The sequence below is a fragment of the Variovorax sp. VRV01 genome (assembly GCF_014852545.1).
GTDB classification, from domain to species: domain Bacteria; phylum Pseudomonadota; class Gammaproteobacteria; order Burkholderiales; family Burkholderiaceae_C; genus Variovorax; species Variovorax beijingensis_A.
Map to the genome: position 1 here is coordinate 37,946 of NZ_JACVBS010000020.1, position 17,788 is coordinate 55,733.

Annotated in this window: 14 protein-coding genes and 19 tRNA genes; 7 read left to right on the forward strand and 26 right to left on the reverse strand. The window is 66.0% G+C overall.

The genetic code is table 11. The features are described 5' to 3' along the window. Positions 1–3 precede the first annotated feature (3 nt). Positions 4–621: a glutathione S-transferase family protein gene (locus IB278_RS27530; RefSeq protein ID WP_225613212.1), complete on the reverse strand. Its 618-nt coding sequence runs from the start codon at positions 619–621 to the stop codon at positions 4–6. Continuing rightward, positions 621–1,850, reverse strand: a complete 1,230-nt coding sequence (locus IB278_RS27535) for a CaiB/BaiF CoA transferase family protein (RefSeq protein ID WP_209503185.1) — start codon at positions 1,848–1,850, stop codon at positions 621–623. Before IB278_RS27535 ends, IB278_RS27530 begins: the two co-directional genes overlap by 1 nt. 195 nt (positions 1,851–2,045) lie before the next feature. Here IB278_RS27535 and IB278_RS27540 point away from each other — a divergent pair, with 195 nt between their 5' ends. Beyond that, positions 2,046–3,014 (forward strand): Bug family tripartite tricarboxylate transporter substrate binding protein, encoded by a 969-nt coding sequence (locus IB278_RS27540; protein WP_192326826.1) that lies wholly within the window; start codon positions 2,046–2,048, stop codon positions 3,012–3,014. 27 nt (positions 3,015–3,041) lie between these two features. Here IB278_RS27540 and IB278_RS27545 read toward each other — a convergent pair whose 3' ends face one another. Then, complete coding sequence (locus IB278_RS27545) at positions 3,042–4,274, reverse strand: acyl-CoA dehydrogenase family protein (protein WP_192326828.1); 1,233 nt, start codon at positions 4,272–4,274, stop codon at positions 3,042–3,044. A gap of 134 nt (positions 4,275–4,408) precedes the next feature. Continuing rightward, positions 4,409–5,185 (reverse strand): enoyl-CoA hydratase/isomerase family protein, encoded by a 777-nt coding sequence (locus tag IB278_RS27550; protein WP_145747660.1) that lies wholly within the window; start codon positions 5,183–5,185, stop codon positions 4,409–4,411. 209 nt (positions 5,186–5,394) lie between these two features. On the opposite strand from IB278_RS27550, the gene IB278_RS27555 reads away from it, so the two are divergent. Next, positions 5,395–8,388 (forward strand): PAS domain S-box protein, encoded by a 2,994-nt coding sequence (locus IB278_RS27555; RefSeq protein WP_225613213.1) that lies wholly within the window; start codon positions 5,395–5,397, stop codon positions 8,386–8,388. A 78-nt stretch (positions 8,389–8,466) separates the two neighbouring features. Here the strand turns inward: IB278_RS27555 and IB278_RS27560 are convergent, their stop codons facing one another. Both IB278_RS27560 and IB278_RS27565 read right to left on the reverse strand, forming a co-directional pair. Continuing rightward, positions 8,467–9,807, reverse strand: a complete 1,341-nt coding sequence (locus tag IB278_RS27560) for an epoxide hydrolase family protein (protein WP_192326832.1) — start codon at positions 9,805–9,807, stop codon at positions 8,467–8,469. Between the two features lie 42 nt (positions 9,808–9,849). Continuing rightward, a complete protein-coding gene (locus IB278_RS27565; RefSeq protein WP_192326834.1) occupies positions 9,850–10,665 on the reverse strand; it encodes an alpha/beta fold hydrolase in 816 nt (271 codons plus the stop codon). Positions 10,666–11,000: 335 nt separating this feature from the next. On the opposite strand from IB278_RS27565, the gene IB278_RS27570 reads away from it, so the two are divergent. Then, positions 11,001–11,594: a cytochrome P460 family protein gene (locus IB278_RS27570; protein ID WP_192326836.1), complete on the forward strand. Its 594-nt coding sequence runs from the start codon at positions 11,001–11,003 to the stop codon at positions 11,592–11,594. A gap of 57 nt (positions 11,595–11,651) precedes the next feature. Here IB278_RS27570 and IB278_RS27575 read toward each other — a convergent pair whose 3' ends face one another. The 20 genes from IB278_RS27575 to IB278_RS27670 form a co-directional block, all read right to left on the reverse strand. Beyond that, on the reverse strand, positions 11,652–12,215 hold the full coding sequence (locus tag IB278_RS27575) for an HNH endonuclease (RefSeq protein WP_145747655.1): 564 nt from the start codon (positions 12,213–12,215) through the stop codon (positions 11,652–11,654). Between the two features lie 123 nt (positions 12,216–12,338). Beyond that, positions 12,339–12,414 (reverse strand) — tRNA-Lys (locus IB278_RS27580). Positions 12,415–12,422: 8 nt separating this feature from the next. Beyond that, positions 12,423–12,497: transfer RNA gene (locus IB278_RS27585), tRNA-Met, on the reverse strand. A gap of 12 nt (positions 12,498–12,509) precedes the next feature. Beyond that, a tRNA-Leu gene (locus tag IB278_RS27590) sits at positions 12,510–12,596 on the reverse strand. Positions 12,597–12,617: 21 nt separating this feature from the next. Then, positions 12,618–12,691 (reverse strand) — tRNA-His (locus tag IB278_RS27595). An 8-nt stretch (positions 12,692–12,699) separates the two neighbouring features. Beyond that, a tRNA-Ile gene (locus IB278_RS27600) sits at positions 12,700–12,774 on the reverse strand. A gap of 9 nt (positions 12,775–12,783) precedes the next feature. Next, positions 12,784–12,860: transfer RNA gene (locus IB278_RS27605), tRNA-Asn, on the reverse strand. A 102-nt stretch (positions 12,861–12,962) separates the two neighbouring features. Beyond that, positions 12,963–13,038: transfer RNA gene (locus tag IB278_RS27610), tRNA-Arg, on the reverse strand. Positions 13,039–13,050: 12 nt separating this feature from the next. Continuing rightward, positions 13,051–13,134, reverse strand: a tRNA-Cys gene (locus tag IB278_RS27615). 58 nt (positions 13,135–13,192) lie between these two features. Next, positions 13,193–13,270 (reverse strand) — tRNA-Arg (locus tag IB278_RS27620). 120 nt (positions 13,271–13,390) lie between these two features. Continuing rightward, a tRNA-Phe gene (locus IB278_RS27625) sits at positions 13,391–13,466 on the reverse strand. Between the two features lie 7 nt (positions 13,467–13,473). Further along, positions 13,474–13,549: transfer RNA gene (locus tag IB278_RS27630), tRNA-Asp, on the reverse strand. A 160-nt stretch (positions 13,550–13,709) separates the two neighbouring features. Beyond that, positions 13,710–13,786, reverse strand: a tRNA-Pro gene (locus IB278_RS27635). A gap of 17 nt (positions 13,787–13,803) precedes the next feature. Beyond that, a tRNA-Gln gene (locus tag IB278_RS27640) sits at positions 13,804–13,880 on the reverse strand. A 6-nt stretch (positions 13,881–13,886) separates the two neighbouring features. Beyond that, a tRNA-Met gene (locus IB278_RS27645) sits at positions 13,887–13,965 on the reverse strand. A gap of 4 nt (positions 13,966–13,969) precedes the next feature. After that, positions 13,970–14,046: transfer RNA gene (locus IB278_RS27650), tRNA-Glu, on the reverse strand. An 11-nt stretch (positions 14,047–14,057) separates the two neighbouring features. Next, a tRNA-Thr gene (locus IB278_RS27655) sits at positions 14,058–14,134 on the reverse strand. 26 nt (positions 14,135–14,160) lie between these two features. After that, positions 14,161–14,236, reverse strand: a tRNA-Trp gene (locus IB278_RS27660). Positions 14,237–14,241: 5 nt separating this feature from the next. Then, positions 14,242–14,326 (reverse strand) — tRNA-Leu (locus IB278_RS27665). Between the two features lie 149 nt (positions 14,327–14,475). Next, positions 14,476–14,552, reverse strand: a tRNA-Gly gene (locus IB278_RS27670). A gap of 625 nt (positions 14,553–15,177) precedes the next feature. Here IB278_RS27670 and IB278_RS27680 point away from each other — a divergent pair. From IB278_RS27680 to IB278_RS27695, 4 genes are all read left to right on the forward strand, one after another. After that, positions 15,178–15,549, forward strand: coding sequence for a helix-turn-helix domain-containing protein (locus IB278_RS27680; protein ID WP_192326840.1), 372 nt, complete (start codon positions 15,178–15,180; stop codon positions 15,547–15,549). 589 nt (positions 15,550–16,138) lie between these two features. Next, positions 16,139–16,687, forward strand: a complete 549-nt coding sequence (locus tag IB278_RS27685) for a 2-hydroxychromene-2-carboxylate isomerase (RefSeq protein ID WP_192326841.1) — start codon at positions 16,139–16,141, stop codon at positions 16,685–16,687. Between the two features lie 116 nt (positions 16,688–16,803). After that, complete coding sequence (locus IB278_RS27690) at positions 16,804–17,187, forward strand: hypothetical protein (RefSeq protein ID WP_192326843.1); 384 nt, start codon at positions 16,804–16,806, stop codon at positions 17,185–17,187. Positions 17,188–17,202: 15 nt separating this feature from the next. Continuing rightward, positions 17,203–17,766, forward strand: coding sequence for a thioredoxin family protein (locus IB278_RS27695; protein ID WP_192326845.1), 564 nt, complete (start codon positions 17,203–17,205; stop codon positions 17,764–17,766). The last annotated feature ends 22 nt before the right edge of the window (positions 17,767–17,788 follow it).

Here is a 17,788-nt window from a genome sequence, read left to right on the forward strand (position 1 = left end):
TGCTCAGCCTTCCGCCGGCTCGGTCGCGGCGAAGGAGGGCCGCGCACGCAGCGTCTCGAACCAGTCCGCGAGCGCCGGCGCCGCGCTGCGCCATCCGAGCGTGCCGAAACGGTAGTCGAGGTAGCCGAGCGCGCAGCCGAGCGTCAGCTGGCCGATCGAGAACGGTGCCTGGCGCAGGGCCGCCGCTTCGCGGTCGAGCCTCTGCAGCGAGGCGCGGGTCTTGAGCTCGAACGCATCGAGCAGCGCCTGCAGCGGCACCTCGCGTTCGCGCTCGTTGCGCCAGAGGATCAGCGCATCGAGCAACCCGTCGCCGAAAGCGTGCCAGCGCAGCGCCTGCCAGCGCGCCTCGCCCTGCGGCGGGAACAACGATCCGCCGGCCAGCTCGTTGAGGTATTCGCAGATCACGACCGAGTCGAACAGCGTCGAGCCGTCCTCGCGCACCAGGGTCGGGATCTTCGACAGCGGGTTGTCCGCCATGAGGGCCGGATTGGGCGTGCGCATCGCAGCGACCGAGCGCACCAGCTCGAGCCGGGGCAGCAGGCCGAGCTCGTGGGCGCAGATCATCACCTTGCGCACATAGGGCGACTTGGGCGACCAGTGCAGCTTCATCGCGGCGGCCATCAGATCGCTCCGGCCTCGCGCAGCGCATGGATGCCGGCCGCGCTGTAGCCCAGCTCGGACAGGATGTCGTCGCTGTGCTGGCCCAGCAGCGGCGGTGCGGCCGGCGTTTGCAGCGCCGCGTGCGCAAAGCGCATCGGGCTCGCGACCTGCGGTGCGTCGACGCCGCTCGGATGCGGCACATGGCGCAGCATTCCGCGCGCCTTGACCTGCGGCTCCTCGAACACCTCGGCGACCGTGTGGATCGGACCGCAGGGCACGCCGGCCTTGTCGAGTGCGGCAATCAGTTGCCCGCGCTCCCACTTTGCGAACGCGTCGCGCAGCATCGCTGACAACGCGCCGATGTTGCGGACCCGCTGCGCATTGGTCGCAAAGCGCTCGTCCGCGGCCCAGTCGCTTCGCCCGAAGACTTCGCAGAGCCGGGCGAACTGGGTGTCGTTTCCGACCACGAGGATCACGTCGCCGTCGGCGCAGCCGTACACGTCCTGCGGCTGGATGTTCGGATGCGCGTTGCCGTTGCGCTGCGGCACCTGGCCCGACACCAGGTAGTTCATCGCCTGGTTGGAAAGCGCCGCCACCTGCACGTCGAGCATCGCGATGTCGATGGCGTCGCCCACGCCGCTTTCATTGCGGCGCGCGAGGGCGGCAAGCACGGCGACGGCGGTGTACATGCCGGTCATCAGGTCGACGATCGGGATGCCGACCTTCTGCGGGCCGCCGCCGGGGCGGCCGTCCTTCTCGCCGGTGACGCTCATCAGGCCGCCCATCGCCTGGATCAGGAAGTCGTAGGCCGGCTGGTCGCGCCGGGGGCCCGTCTGGCCGAAGCCCGTGACCGAGCAGTAGATGAGGCGCGGGTTGATCCGGCGCAGCGAGGCCTCGTCCAGGCCATGGCGCGCCAGCGTGCCGGCCTTGTAGTTCTCGAGCACGATGTCGGCCCGCATGGCGAGTTCCTTGATGATCTTCTGGCCTTCCGGCTTGTCGAGGCTCACGGTGATCGAGCGCTTGCCGCGGTTGACGGCCAGATAGTAGCCCGCCTCTTTCGTATCCCGGCCTTCGGCATCCTTCAGAAACGGGGGCCCCCAGGTCCGCGTGTCGTCGCCCGCGCCGGGCCGCTCGACCTTGATCACTTCGGCGCCCAGGTCCGCGAGGATCTGGCTGGCCCACGGTGCGGCGAGGATGCGGCTGAGGTCCAGCACCTTGACGTGCGACAGCGGCCCCTTGGTCATGCTCATTCGGATTCTCCTTGTGTTGGATGAATTCTGGAATCCGGTCCGGCTGCGGGCTAGAGGCGGGCCCGCAAGGCTGTGATGCGCGGCGGCGCATAACGGCCCGCATCGCATAGCAGCTATGCGCCCGGATGCGGTGGCACGGCCCGGTGCCATGCCTAAAGTCCGGGCACGACATTCGAAGACATCGGAGACATCGACATGAACGGACTTTTCAAATCCGCAGCCGCGCTCGCCCTCGCATTGGCCGCCGCCTCGGGCTGGGCTCAGGCCTATCCCGCCAAGCCGATCCGCGTGGTCGTTCCCTTTCCGGCCGGCGGGCCGGTGGACCAGACGGCCCGCGCACTCGGCGCCAGGATGAGCGCCTCCCTGGGCCAATCCATCATCATCGACAACAAGGGCGGCGCCGGCGGCCTGCTCGGTGCCGACGCGGTCGCCAAGTCGGCGGCCGACGGCTACACGCTGCTGTTCTCCTCGGCCGGTGCGCTGGCCATCGTGCCGCACATCGCGCCCTCGATGCCCTACGATCCGCAGAAGGATCTGGTCGCGGTGACCCAGGCACTGAAGGTGCCGGCGGTGCTGGTGGTGGCCGCCGACTCAAGATTCAAGACCTTCGCGGACCTGAAGGCCGCCGCCACCGGCGACGCAAGCAAGGTCAACTACGCCTCGGCCGGCAGCGGGACCACGCCGCACCTGCAGGCAGAGCTGCTCAAGCGCGAGGCCCGGTTGAACATCACCCACATTCCCTACCGCGGCGCGGCGCCCGCGCTGACCGACCTGATGGGCGGCCAGGTGGACATGATGATGGTCGACATTCCCGTGGCCCTGCCGTTCATCCAGTCAGGCAAGGTCCGCGCGCTGGCGGTGACCAGCGCCGTGCGCATTCCGGTCCTCAAGGACGTGCCGACGGTCGGCGAGCTCGGCCTGCCGAAGGTGGAGGCTTACAACTGGTACGGAATGCTCGCCCCGGCACGCACGCCGGCCGAAGTCATCGACAAGATGCATGGTGCCGTGGGCGCCGCATTGCGCTCGCCCGACCTGAAGCAGCAGTTCGAGCAGCAGGGCGTGCAGGTCGTCGGCAGCAAGCCCGCGGAGTTCGGACGGTTCATTTCAGCGGAGTCGGAACGCTGGGGCTCGCTGGCCAAGGCGGTGGGCGCCAAGCTCGATTGAGCCCGGGCGCGCTGCGCCTCGGCGGGTTCAGGCGCGCGCCGGCGCGGCGCGCTTGGCCAGCTCCAGCTTGGCGATGGCGTTGCGGTGCACTTCGTCGGGTCCGTCGACGATGCGCACCGTGCGCTGGTGCGCATAGGCCTCGGCCAGCCAGAAGTCCTGGCTGACGCCGGCGGCGCCGTGCGCCTGGATCGCCCAGTCGACCACCTTGCACGACATGTTGGGCGCCACCACCTTGATCATCGCGATCTCGGCGCGCGCTTCCTTGTTGCCCACGGTGTCCATCTTGTAGGCGGCATTGAGCGTGAGCAGGCGGGCCTGGTCGATGAGGCAGCGCGATTCGGCGATGCGCTCGTGCCAGATCGACTGCTCCGCGAGCGGACGGCCGAAGGCCACGCGGCTGCGCAGCCGGTCGCACATGAGTTCGAGCGCACGCTCGGCGGCGCCGATGGAGCGCATGCAATGGTGGATGCGCCCCGGGCCGAGCCGCCCCTGCGCAATCTCGAAGCCGCGTCCTTCGCCCAGCAGGATGTTCGACACGGGAACGCGCACGTCCTCCAGCAGCACTTCCATGTGGCCGTGCGGCGCATCGTCGTAGCCGAACACCGACAGGTGGCGCAGCACCGTGATGCCCTTGGTGTCGCGCGGCACCAGCACCATCGACTGCTGCGCATGGCGCGGCGCATCGGGGTCGGTCTTGCCCATCACGATGAAGATCTTGCAGCGAGGGCTGCCCGCGCCCGAAGAGAACCACTTGCGGCCGTTGATCACGTACTCGTCGCCTTCGCGGCGGATCGTGCACTGGATGTTGGTGGCGTCCGACGATGCGACGGCCGGCTCGGTCATCAGGAAGCCCGAGCGGATCTCGCCCGCGAGCAGCGGTGCCAGCCATTCGTCCTTCTGCGCCTCGGTGCCGTAGCGCTCGATGGTTTCCATGTTGCCGGTGTCGGGCGCCGAGCAGTTGAACACCTCGCCTGACCACGACACGCGGCCCATCACCTCGCACAGCGGCGCGTAGTCGAGATTGGAGATGGCGGGCACGTCGCGGTGCGGATGCGGCAGGAACATGTTCCACAGGCCGGCCGCGCGCGCCACGGGCTTGAGCTCCTCGATGAGCGGCGACACCTGCCAGGCATTGCCCTGGCGGCGGAAGGCGTCCATCTCGTGGTGGTAGCGCGCTTCGTTCGGATAGATGTGCTGGTCGAAGAACTTGTTGAGGCGTTCGAGCAGCTCGCGGGTTTTCGCGGAGGGTTCGGCAAACATGGGGAGCGTCCTTTCTTGATGGCGAGCAACCCGGCCAGACCGCTCGCATGCAGAAGATTTGAACATCGCAAGCTGGTGGATGCCGTCCCGCAAGCGACGCCCCAGGTGCGCTTCGGCTCCGCCGGCCCGAGGGCTCAGCGCCCCGTGAACACCGGCGCGCGTTTCTCGGCAAAGGCGCGCTGGGCTTCCTTCGCATCGTCGGTCTTCGCGATCTGCGCCGTCATGTCCTGCTCGTAGCGGTAGCCGTCGCGCAGGCTCATGTCCTCGATCACGTTGAGCGTGTGCTTGCCCATGCGGGTGGACACGGGGCTCTTGGATGCGATGGCGGCGGCGATCTCGCGGGCCGCGGGCATCAGGTCCTCGGGCGCGGTGCAGGCCTCGACGATGCCGAGCCGGTACAGCTCGGCGCCCGGCACGCGCATGCCCGTGAGCATCATGCGGCGCAGGCGCGAATGGCCGAACAGCCGCATCGCATGGCGGCAGCCGCCGAGCAGGCCGACGTCGACCTCGGGCAGCCCGAGCGAGGCCTTCTCCGAGGCAATGAGAATGTCGCTCGAAGCCGCCATGGCAAGGCCGGAACCGAGCGCGGCACCGTTGATGGCGCAGACCACGGGCTTGGCGCATTCGCGGATCGCGTGGAAGCATTCGCGCGTGCGGCGCGAATGGGCCATCAGGTCGCCCGGTCCCTTGATGACTTCGGCGCGTCCCTTCAGGTCGGCGCCGGCGCAGAACACCTTGCCTTCGCCGGTCAGGATCACCGCGCGCACCTCGTCCATCTCGGAGATCTGGTCCAGCGCGCGCGTCAGCTCGTCGTTGAGCACGCGCGTCAGCGCATTGACCGGCGGCGCATTCAGCGTCAGCGTTGCGACGTGATCGGCGATGGCCACTTTGAGCTGCAAGAAGTTGTCCACGATGTCTCCTGATGCCATGGTTTGAAATGCCGCGGCTCAGTCTACGAGCCGCATTCCATGGCGGCGAGCGTCCCCGGTGTACATCAGCTATTCCGCAGGAGACATAGCGCAGCCCATTGCTATCATCGGCAAACGCAGTCCCGAACGACCGGGCCGTCGTGCCCAGCGAAGGAAACCCAGTGCGGCTCAAGCTGAGAACGAAGACAGCCTTGCTCATCACCTTGCTCGTGCTCGCCCTGGTGGGTGCAACGGGCGGCTGGCAGTACCGGAGCCTCTCCAGCGAGTACGTCAACCTGATGCGCGAACAGCAGCAGGCGCTGACCGAGAGCGCCGCGGCGGATCTCGACTACAAGCTGGGCGTTCATCTGGCTGCGCTGTCGCGGGCCGCCCGGGAACTCGGCGCGGCCGGCATCGCCGACCCCGTGGCACAGCAGCGCTTCCTTGCGGACAAGGACTTGCGCGCGATGTTCGACAACGCCGCGGTGGCCACGCCGGACGGCGCCATCGTCGCGATCCATCCGGCCGCAGGCCAGCCGCCGAACGTGGCCGACCGCGACTATTTCAAGCAGGTGCGCGATCGGCGCCAGCCCGCCATCTCCGCGCCGCTGCTCACCAAGGGTGGCCGGCAGCCCGCCGTGGTGATGGCGGTTCCCGTCGAAGGAGCGGACGGCCGCCTGGCCGGCGTGCTGGGTGCGGCGCTGAACCTGCAGCGCGCCAACGTGCTCGGCGATCTCAGCCGCGCCAGCATCGGCCGGGGCGGCCATTACGAGATCGTCACGCGCGGCGAGTCGCCCCGCATCGTCATGCACCCGGACCCGAAGCTGCTGCTCAAGCCGGCCGACACGGCCACCGACGCCTTCGCCAGCGATCCCGAGCGCGACCTGGCAACGCACGCCACGGTGCGCAGCGCCGACTGGGACCTGCGCCTGGTCGTGCCGGCGCACGCCGCCTACGCACCGCTGGAACAGGCACGGCGCAACCTGCGGATGCAGTTGTTCTGGCTGGGCCTGGGCTGCGCGCTGCTGGTGTGGCTGGGCACGGCCTGGGTCATGCGCCCGCTCGAAGCGCTGAGCAATGCGATCCGCACCTTGCGCCAATCACCGGACAGCCAGGTCAAGCTCGACGTCGTCGCCAACGACGAACGCGGCGACCTGGCGCGCGAATTCGATGCGCTGATGGGCGAGCTGCGCGAACAGCGGCTCGAGGTGGCGGCGGTCACCGATGCATCGCCCGTCGGGCTGTTCCGCTGCGACAGCGATGGCCGCATGACCTACGTGAACGACGAGTACCTGGCGATCCACGGGCTGGCGCGCGAAGAGGCGCAGGAGGGCTGGCTCACGCTGGTGCGCGAGGAGATCCGCGAGAAGGTCCGCCAGGACTGGGTCCGCATCGTCAGCGCGGCCGAACCGCTGAACGCCACGCGCCGGCTGCACCGCAAGGATGGCACGCAGGTGCTGGTGGCCTTGCGCAGCCGGCCCGTGCTGGCCGCAGGCCGTGTCATGGGCCACGTCGGAACGGTGACCGACATCACGGAGCGCACCCGCGCCGAGCGGGCCCTTCGTACGCTGACGGCCATCTTCGACACGACGACCGACTACATCATCCAGAACGATGCGAAGGGGCGGCTCATCTACATGAACCCCGCCGCGCGGCGCCGCACCGGCGTGGACCTCGATGCCCCGGTCGAGACGCTGAGAGTGTCCGACTTCAATCCGCCGCAGACGCTGGAGCGGTTCAGGTCGGAGGTGGTGCCCACTGCGGTCGCGACCGGCGTCTGGGTGGGTGAGTCGCTGGTGTGGGATGCGCAGAAGCAGCCGTTCCCGGTCAGCCACATGGTGATCGCGCACCGCGACAAGCACGGCGATCTCGAGTATTTCTCGGGGCTGATGCGCGACATCTCGGCGGCCAAGGCCGCGGAGCAGGCCCTGCGCGAGAGCGAGCAGCGCCTGCGCATGGTGACGGACCACCTGCCGGCGCTGATCTCCCACCTGGACCGCGACCTGCGGTTCCGCTTTGTCAACAAGGCCTACCAGGACTGGTTCGGCATCGAGCCGCAGCAGCTGCTCGGCCGCAGCCTGCGCGAGTTCTACGGCGAGGAGGCGTGGATGCAGATGGAGCCGTACATCCGCGCGGCCCTGGGCGGGCGCCAGGTCACCTACGAGCGACGGGTGACAGGGTCCGGCGGGCGCCGCGACATCCAGGCCACGCTGGTGCCGGAGCGCAACGAAGCGGGCGAGGTGGTGGGCCTCTACACGCTGGACAGCGACATCACCGCGCATCACGAGGCCGAGGAAGCGCTGCAGGAAAGCGAAGCCCGCCTGCGCACCGTGGCCGACGCGCTGCCGATGCGCGTGGCCTACATCGATGCCGACGAGCGCTACCGCTTCAACAACCTGGCCTATGAACGCGAGTTCGGGCTCTCGCGCGACCAGATCCAGGGGCACACGGTGCAGGAGCTGCTGGGCGAGCCGGCCTACGAATCCTTGAAGCCGCACATCCGTGCCGCGCTGGCCGGCGAAGCCGTCACCTTCCAGAGCGAAGTCAGCCAGAGCGACAGCTACAACTGCTACGAGGCCCAGTACATCCCGCAGCCCGCGGCCAATGCCGATGCGATCGTCGGCTTCCACGCAGTGATCACCGACATCACGCGGCAGAAGCTCGAGGAGAAGCGCCTGATGAACCTGGCGCAGATCGATCCGCTCACCGGCCTGGCCAACCGCGCGGGCTTCGAAGCGCGCCTGCGCGAAGCGATGGACCGCAGCCGCAGCGCGGGGGCGCTGATGGCGCTGATGTACCTGGACATCGACGGCTTCAAGCAGATCAACGACCAGTTCGGGCACCAGACCGGCGACGAGTTGCTGAAGGCTTTCTCGGGCCGGCTGTCGCAGGGGCTGCGCTCGAGCGACGTCCGCGCGCGCCTGGGCGGCGACGAGTTCACGGTGATCATGGAGGGGCTGCCCCATGCCGACATCGCGGTGTCGGCCGCCGCGAAGCTCGTCGTGACCATGCAGGCGCCGTTCGACATCGAGCAGCAGCCGACGATCCGTGTCACCGCGAGCATCGGCGTGGCGTTCTACCAGGGTGGCGGAACAACCGCCGCCGCACTGGTGAAGCAGGCGGACGAGATGCTCTACCGCGCCAAGCGGGCCGGCCGCAACAACGTGCAGGTGGCGCCGCTGCCGGTCGAGGGCGGCCAGGCGTAGCCGTGGCTGAAGCGGCGGGGCTGGCCCGGGGCCAGTCCTTGCCGTGGCGCTCGGTGCCGCCGCGCAATGCGCGCGCGCTCAGGCGGGCTGTCGCAGCGGCCGGAACGCCGCGCGCAGTTCCTCGCTGAACAGCTGCGGCTGTTCCCAGGCGGCAAAGTGGCCGCCCTTGCCGACTTCGTTGAAATAGGAGAGCGTTCGATAGGCGCGACCGGCCCAGCTTTTCGGCGCGCGGTAGATTTCGCCCGGGAACACGGTGATGGCGACCGGGATCGAGATGTCCTGCGTCTTCTGCGCCGCCGCGCTGAAGTTGTTGTTGTTGTTCTCCCAATAGAACCGCGAGGAAGAAGCGGCCGTGTCGGTGAGCCAGTAGAGGGTGATGTCGTCGAGCATCTCGTCCCGGCCGAGCACGCGCTCGGGTTCGCCGCCGCTGTCGGTCCACTGCGCGAACTTCTCGTAGATCCACCCGGCCAGGCCCGCTGGCGAGTCGGCCAGCGGGTAGCCGATCGTCTGCGGGCGCGTCACCATCATGGCGCCGTAGGCAGCGCCCGTCTTGAAGAAGGCGCTGAGCGTGTTGAACGCCGCCCGCTCGGACGCCGACAGCCCGGCCGGCGCGGGATCGCCGTTGTTGATGGGCTTGACCAGTTCCGCGGGCACGGTGGCGGGCATGTTCAGGTGGATGCCCCGCAGGCCTTGCGGTGCCTGGCGTGCCATCGCATCCGAGATGACCGAACCATGATCTCCGCCCTGGGACACGTAGTGCGTGTAGCCCAGCCGCTTCATCAGCGTGTCCCACGCGCGGCCCACGCGCTCGGGGCCCCAGCCCGTCTCCCTGGGCTTGCCGGAGAAGCCATGGCCGGGGATGGACGGGATCACGACGTGGAAGGCGTCGGCGGCACTGCCTGCGAAGGCGGTCGGGTCGGTGAGCGGACCGATGGTTTTCAGGAACTCCAGCATCGAGCCGGGCCAGCCATGCGTCAGGATCAGCGGCAATGCGTTCGGGTGGCGCGAACGTACGTGGATGAACTGGATGTCGATGCCGTCGATCGTGGTGATGAACTGCGGCAGCGCATTGAGCCTGGCCTCGACCTTGCGCCAGTCATAGCCCGTTTCCCAATAGCGGACCAGCGCCTGCAGCCTGGCCAGCTGAACGCCTTGCGAGGTGTCGCCGACCGTCTCGCGGTCGGGCCATCGCGTGGCCCTGAGGCGCTGGCGCAGATCGGTGATCGCCTCCTCGGGAATGTCGATGCGGAAGGGCCGTATCGCGTCGCCTTGCGCTGCGGCGCTCCTGTCCGCGGGTGTGGCCGCGAAGCTCGCGGCCGCCGAACCTGCGAGAAGGCCCGCAGTGGCCACCAGCGCACCGCGGCGCGTCAGGGTGGGATGGAACGCCGCGCGGCGGCTGGATGCGTCGGAATCTGTCATGGTCATTTGCCTTGTGCTGGTGAACGGAAATCTCTGCGTCCTCTATCGGCTGGCCGCTTCGTCGATGAGCTTCGCGACCACCTCGGGCCTGGACGTCATCACGACGTGCGAGGCGCCCTTGACGACCACCGTCTTCACCGACCTGGCACGCTCTGCCATGAAGGCCTGCGCCGCGGGCGGAATGTTCTTGTCGGCGTCGCCATAGACGAACCACGAGGGCACTGTCTTCCACGCCGGTGCGCCCGCGGGCTCGCCGAGCGCCGACTCGGCGATGGGGCGCTGGGTCGCGGCCATCAGGCGCGCAGCCGCGGCCGGAACGTCGGCGGCGAACTGGTCGTGGAACCTGTTCTTCAGGATGTACAGGTCCTTGCCGCCGTCGGCGAGTGCGACCGGCGGTGCCAGCGCGGGCCCGAGCGTGCTGCCGGAGAACTTGCCGGCGAGATCGGCTGCCGACTCGCCGGCTTCAGGCGCGAAGGCAGCGACGAAGACAAGTGCCTTCACGTTGCTCTTGCCGGTGGCGGCGCTGGAGATCACGGAGCCGCCATAGGAATGGCCCACCAGCACCACCGGTCCCTTGACCGCATCGACGATGCTCGCGACATCGGCTGCGTCGGACTTGACGCCACGCAACGGATTGGCGGCGGCGATCACCGGATAGTGCTTCGCCTCGAGCTTGCGGATGACGCCATCCCAGCTCGACGATTCCGCGAAGGCGCCATGCACGAGCACGATGGTGGGCTTGGCTTGCTGTGCCGTGCCTGGGGTCTGCGCCGAAGCATTGAACGTGAAGGCGCCAGCCAATGCCATGAGGCCCACGGCGGCCATGGTGCGGGCGAAGCGGCGGCTGAGATTTTTCATTTGGTTTTTCCTGCGGTTGAAGTGAAGGGCAATGGAGAGTGATTGCCTTCTGCAGCTCATGGCGAGCGCGGCGGGGCAAGGCACGGCCGCGTTTATAGGGCGCGACTCCACGTGCGCTGCGGATGTCTGTATGCCACTGTGTCGGCCGGACAGGGCGACATGAAGAATTACACGAAGGCCACGCCGATGAAACGTAGTGTGGGCGTCCGGCCGTGCAGATACACAGGAATACGGAACCCCGTTTGGAAGCGACAGGGGCGCTGAACAATCCACGCGTTCAGGCGCTGCGGGGCCTTCGCGCCCGGCGGCAATTTCCAACACACAAGGTCCGTCCCATGAATCGAAACAACACACAGCAGGTGTCTGCCCCGGACGCCACAACGCGCCATGCACGCCTGGCTTCGTGCCAAGGCACGCTGGCGAAGCTCAGCGGCCTCGGCCTGCTTGCGCTCGCGGCGGCGGCCGGCGTGTTCGCCGCGACTTCCAGCGCCGCGGAGGACGTGAAGATTTCAGATGCCTCGCCCTTGTACGGCGTCACCATTCCCAAGGGCTATCGGCAGTGGCAGCTGATCGCGCCGGCGATCGAGGCAGAGCCGTTGAACGAACTGCGCGTGGTGCTCGGCAATGCAAAGGCGATCCAGGCCTACGACCAGGGCACGCTGCCGTTCCCTGACGGGACCATCCTCACCAAGCTGGCATGGAAACATGTGCAATCGCCGGAGTTCGCACCCGCGTCGATTCCCGGCGCAGCGACCACCGTGCAGGTGATGGTGAAGGACTCGAAGAAATACGCGGCCACCGGCGGCTGGGGATTCGGCCGCTTCGTGGATGGCAAGCCCGTGGACCTGGCGCAGCACCAGACCTGCTTTGCATGCCACCAGGTGCTGGTGAAGAACCACGACTACGTGTTCACGCGGCTCGCGCGCTGAGGCGCGAACGGCGGGCAAAAAAAAGGGCGCTCCCTTGCGGAAGCGCCCCTTCGTCTTTCAGTTGAGCCTGGAGCCTTTCGGAAGCCGGCTCGCCAGCCACTCGTGCACGTCGGCTCGCACGTTCCGTCCCTCCAGAAGAAAGTCTTCCCATCGGCTCGGAACATAGGGAAGATAGACCAGCTTCATGCCGGCTTCCTCCGGCGTCCGGTCCGCCTTCTCGGAGTTGCACGCGCGGCAGGCTGCGACCAGGTTCATCCAGTCCCAGCCGCCGCCTCGGCTTTCCGGAAGAATGTGCTCGCACGTGAGGTCCTGCTCACGGAATCGCTGGGCGCAGTACGCGCAGATGAAGCGATCTCGAACGAAGAGCTTGCGCCGGTTGAAGGCGGGCGTGTGATCGAACAGGTTGACCTTCGCGCAGCCCTTGAGAGCGATGATGGGCGAAATCACCAGTCTCGACTCGGCGCCGCGCGCCACGTTGAAACCCCCACGCATCATGGCCAGCGGAGCCGCGCCATCTTCCCAGACGACGGCGCCGGTGGCGTAGTGCGATGCGGCCTGTTCGAGCGAGATCCAGGCCTGCGGCGTTCCCTGGATATCGAGCTGAAGTACTTGGGGTTTCATGGTGGCGGCCTCCTTTCATGGCCGAGCGCTTGTCCTAAAATCTCCTGTGTGTTGGGCCAGCCGGTTGGGCCTTGTAGGGGCGCTGCTCTGCCTCCGAGCTAGGGGCCCGGTTGGATGAGTGGATGGTGCGGGCAGAGAATTTCGAAATCTCGACCTACCGGTTAAAAGCCGGTTGCTGCTGCCTCTCAGCTATACCCGCGACTGTTCTGGTAGTGCAGGATGGGAACGATCCATCGACCACGTCCTTATGAGGGACGCGCTCTTCCACTGAGCTACTGCACCGAATGAAGCCGGTGGTCCCCGAAGTCCGATTCGAACGGACACGCCCTCTCGGGCAGCTGCTTTTGAGGCAACCGCGTCTGCCGGTTCCGCCATGCGGGGAAGCAAGGTGCGTGAAGAAAATGGGGTGCACGAACGGGATCGAACCGTCGTCAGCTGGACCACAACCAGCGGCTCTGCCATTGAGCTACGCGCACCCTTGAACTGGTCGCCGCAGATGGGGACGATCCATCGACCTCCGCCTTATCAAGACGGCGCTCTACCACTGAGCTATGCGGCTGAAAGATGTTGGCTCCTCGACCTGGGCTCGAACCAGGGACACCCGCATTAACAGTGCGGTGCTTCTACCAACTGAGCTACCGAGGAAAAAATTTGCAAAAGGCTGCGCGCGCGACAGCGTCGCTGCCTACCACTCGCCGATCTCGCGCGCGCGGATCCAGATCACACGTCGCGTCGCCGAGACAAGAGTGGCGCCCTGCGGACCAATCGAAGGTCCACCTGCCGCTTAGAAGGCGGCTGCTCTATCCAGTTGAGCTAGCAGGGCAGGGTGGCGAGATGGAAACGAGGATGGGATTTGGACCCATGTGGAGCAACGCTCACCGGATTTGCAAACCGGCGCCTTCGACCGCTTGGCTATGTCGGAGACGCCGGATTTACAGTCCAGTGCAGTCACCTATGCTGCTCGCACTCCAGGTGCATGGTCCCGCGCACACGATTCGAACGTGCAACCCCCGGCTTCGTAGGCCAGTGCTCTGATCCAGTTGAGCTAACGCGGGAAAGAAAAGTGGTTGGGGACGTGGCGGATGCGGAGCGATTCGAACGCTCGTGCCGGTGGAGCCGACCATCTGTTTTCGAAACAGCGTCAACAGGCCGCTCTGCCAGCCTGCAGGTGAAGATGGTGCCGAGAGCAGAAATCGAATCTGCGACGCTCGCGCTTTCAACGCGACGCTCTACCGCCTGAGCTATCTCGGCTTGATGGTGGCGATCCGTAAGGGAGTTGAACCCTTGGCTTCCTCCTGGACAGGGAGGCACTCTGGCCGCTGAGTTAACGGATCACTGATGGTGGTGGAGAAGGTCGGCTTCGAACCGACAACCGTCTGCCTTGGACCTCTCGGCCAATGCTCCAATGGTGTCCGGGTACGGGTTCCGGCGCCTCCCAATCTTTGAGGCCGATTTCCACGGGAGAACAACTGTATTGCCCATCCCGCTCTTTGTTGGTCCGTGTTGCAGGGTTCGAACCCGCGACCCTCTGGTCCCAAACCAGATGCGCTACCAGGCTGCGCCAAACACGGGAGTCAGATGAAATGAATGGCAGACGCTCAAGGATTCGAACCTTGGAATGCTGGGATCAAAACCCAGTGCCGTAGACCGCTTGGCTAAGCGCCTTCATTCTGGTTGCGCAGGACAGATTCGAACTGCCGATCTCGAGCGTATGAAACTCGCGGGGACGACCGGACTCCCCTACTGCGCAAAACTGGAGTCGTATACGGGATTCGAACCCGCGTCTACAAGGATGAAAACCTTGTGTCCTGAGCCACTAGACGAATACGACCTAAATCGGGATGGAACCCGCAGTCCGGATCGAACGGACGACCTCTCGCTTACAAGGCGAGCGCTGCTACCAGCTGAGCTATGCGGGCGAACTGCGAGCTCGCTTGCCATGACGTGGCGGGCATCGCAGGTCTCGAACCTGCAACCTCCGGTTTTGGAGACCGGCGTTCTGCCAATTGAACTAGACACCCTGTGCTGGTCCCCCAAGCAAGCCTCGAACTTGCATGACTTTCGTCGCCGGATTCTGAGTCCGGTGCGTCTACCAATTCCGCCATCGGGGGGTGTTTCCATTTCGGTTGTGTCTTCACGCGATTCGAGCGCTTTCGCGCCCACGTCGACATCGCTGCACATGGTCGGGTCCGACCGTGCACATCCCTCCAGGCCGCCGACGCGGTTGGCCTCTGGAGGTGCTGCAAAGGCACACCCGAAATGGAGCAGCAGGAGGGCTTCGATCCCTCGGCCTCAACGTTGGCGACGTTGCGCTCTACCTGGCTGAGCTACGGCTGCAAGTTCTTGCGAGTCGTTGGCCTCACCAGTGAGGGGCGCGACTCGCGGCAAATTTTTAAGGATCACCCACCGGCGCCACTCGGCGGGTGAGTTCACGGCAGCGCGATCACTGCCGTGGCGGCCGGCACCAGGTGCCGTTCGCGGTTGTGTGCGGATCGCTCCGCACGGAAAAACAAAAAGGCCCGGAATCCACTTGGGAATCCGGGCCTCTGGTGAGAGAGCTTGGAAGGTGTGCGCTTACGCGCTACCTCCACCCGGGTGCGGCTGATCCTCGTATTGCTGTCCGAGCCACAAGCTGGCCGGGATCGCGGGGAGGGCGTTCAGCTGCGAATGCAGCTTGGATGTCGTCAGGCTGCGACCACCACAAAACGAGACGCGCACGAACGCCCGGCCCGATGCGGGTCGATTGTTCAGTGAGCTCAGGTTTGCGTTCACGATGGTTCCAGTGGTTGGCGAGTTTTCGATGAATCGAAGTTGATTGCGGAAGAAACGGGGACGAATCCATTTCGTCGATGGATGTAATGTAAACTGGGTTTACTGCGAGGCGCAACACTTTTTTTGGGTGTTGTGTTTTTTTTCTCACTTCACGTCCTTCGCACGGACGATTTGCTCCGCTGCTTCAAGCATGTCACTACCAGCCATTCGTCGCCACAACGTCCTGATCCTCTTCGGCGACTTCGTTGCGGAGCGTGCGTCCAATGGGGCGGAGCCGCTTGGCCTGGCGGCGCAGTTCGCGGAGAAGCTGCAGATCTCCGCGAGCATGTGGAGCCAGATCAAGAAGGGCCGTGTCATCTCCGACAAGCTCGCACGGCAGATCGAGAACCGTTGTGGGAAGGAGCCACTTTGGCTGGATGCGCCGCAAAGCGCCGAGCCGTTGCCGGACCCGGGGGAGGAGCGCTTTGTCGAGCTGGCCCGCCAGGCCTATAGAGCTCAGAACGCGCGTGGCAAGCGTGCGCTGAGAACCATCTTGCTGGCGCATGGGGCATCGATGCATTGACCGAAGCGGCGTGCCAAGCGATCGAACTCCGAGACGGTGGTCAGCCGTGCTTGAGTGCGAGGTCGATCCAGGTCTGCAGCTGGCTGCAGAACGGGCGTGGACGGCCGTACCGAAGCGTCGACGCCGAACCCAGCCGGGTAAGCGACTTTTACCAGGATGGCTTTGTTCGGATAGGGCTGCGCGGCCGCGGCAGCGCCGCCGCAAAGCGCGACCGCGACAAGAGCGGCATCAAAGAATCTGCGAGTCAGAGTTTTCATGTTTGTCTCCGTGTGCCGGTCAGAAAGCCGGCGAAGTGTTGTGAATAAAAGATTCATGCGTACACATCGGTGATGGCGTGGACAGCTTCGAACCCATCAAGACGTCTCCAATCGCACTGGGGCGCAGCAATGACTTCCGGTGGCGCATCAACCGGCCGACTGTTGCGCGGGCAAAGAGATAGCTGCTGCGGGCACGGAGCGGGGCACTTGCGGCATTTGTAAAACGATCGTTTAGTAAACGAAGACTATGTCACCGCCAGCCACCTGTCAACAAGAAGCTCTTCCGTGAGATCCGGGCAAACCCTGGGCGGCCGACACTCGACTTCCGCTACATGCCTGTGGACCTGCCGGCGGTGTACGCGCGCACGGACGGCGTGCTGCTGTCGCTGCGCGCGCCCGAGCGGCAGGCCTACCGGGTGGCGGAACTGCGGCGCTGGTGCCGGCGCCTTGGCATGCATGTGAACCCGCAACCGAAGTTCATGTGCCCCGATGCCACGCTGGCTTCATGCATCGTCATCGCGGCAGGCGCCGCGGGCCACGACGTCGTGCCGCTCTACAAGGCCATCCTGCACGCCCAATGGTGTGCCGACCTGGACATCTCGAGTCCGCAGACACTCGCCGAGATCCTGCAAGCCTGCGGTCTCGACGCCCAGGCCCTGATCAGCCAGGCGCGCACCGACGAGGTGGCCCGCTCCTACGCCGCACTGACCGACCGCGCGGTTTCGGCAGGGGTGTTCGGCTCGCCGAGCTACGTCTTCCGCGATGAGCTCTTCTGGGGACAGGACCGCCTGGACTTTCTCGAAGAAGCGCTGGCGACGTCCGATGGAGGGCGCGCTGGCCGGCTGAATGCCCGGTCCTGTTTCGACGACTTGGAAACGTAATGTGTGCAATTCCAGGGCCGACACATAGGCATACGCAATGTGCGCCGGAAGGGGAGGGCGCAGCGAACAATTCATTCGCTCCCTACCTGAGCTCGCTTCACTACCAAGGAATCACCATGAAGTTCTCTCGCATTGCCAGTGCTGCCTCGTTCTCGGTCCTTGCCGCTCTCGTTGGAGCGCAAGCCCATGCCGAGGAATACCAAGGCGTGTTGCAGACGCACTCGACGCTCGGCCGCAGCGACGTTCGCGCCCAGGCCGTCGCGGCCGCGCACTCCGCAGATCCCTATGCCGATGGCGCCTCCTCAGGTGTGGTTGCGGCGCTGCCCTCCCCGCTCGACCGCTCGGCAGTGCAGGCCGAAGCCCGCGCACTCGCTCACGCGCCGGCCCAGAACCTCTATGTCGAGGCCTTCGTCAACAGCCGGGTGCCTGTCCAGTACGGCATCCACGGGGCGCTCCCCACGCGCCAGGCGGGCATCGCCGATGGCGTCACCTTGCGCTGAACGCCGGAGCTCACCGTGACCATGAGATCCAACGTGCTGATCGGCGTGGCGGCTGTTGCGGCCTCGGTCGGCATACTCACCGCGGCGGCAACGCCGCCGGGAGGTGAGATTCCCGCCGGCGTTGCGCAGATCGCGCCCGAGTTCCAGAACATCGACCACTGGCTCAACTCCCAGCCGCTGAAGCTGCAGGACCTGCGCGGCAAGGTCGTGCTCGTCGACTTCTGGACCTACACCTGCATCAACTGCCTCAACCACCTGCCCCATGTCCAGGCGTGGAACGAGAAGTACAAGGACAAGGGCCTCGTCGTCGTGGGCGTGCACACGCCAGAATTCGCGTACGAGAAGTCCACCAAGAACGTGCAGGACGCGATCAGCCGGCTGCAGATCAAGCACGCCGTTGCGCAAGACAATCACTACGCCACCTGGAAGGCCTTCAACAACCAGTACTGGCCCGCGGTCTACCTGATCGACAAGCAGGGAAAGATCGTCTATTCGCACTTTGGCGAAGGCAGCTACGGCACCACCGAGAAAAAGATCCAGTCGCTGCTGGCCGAACCGGCGCCGGCAGCGGGAAGCTGAGATGAAGAAGCTCTGGTTCGCG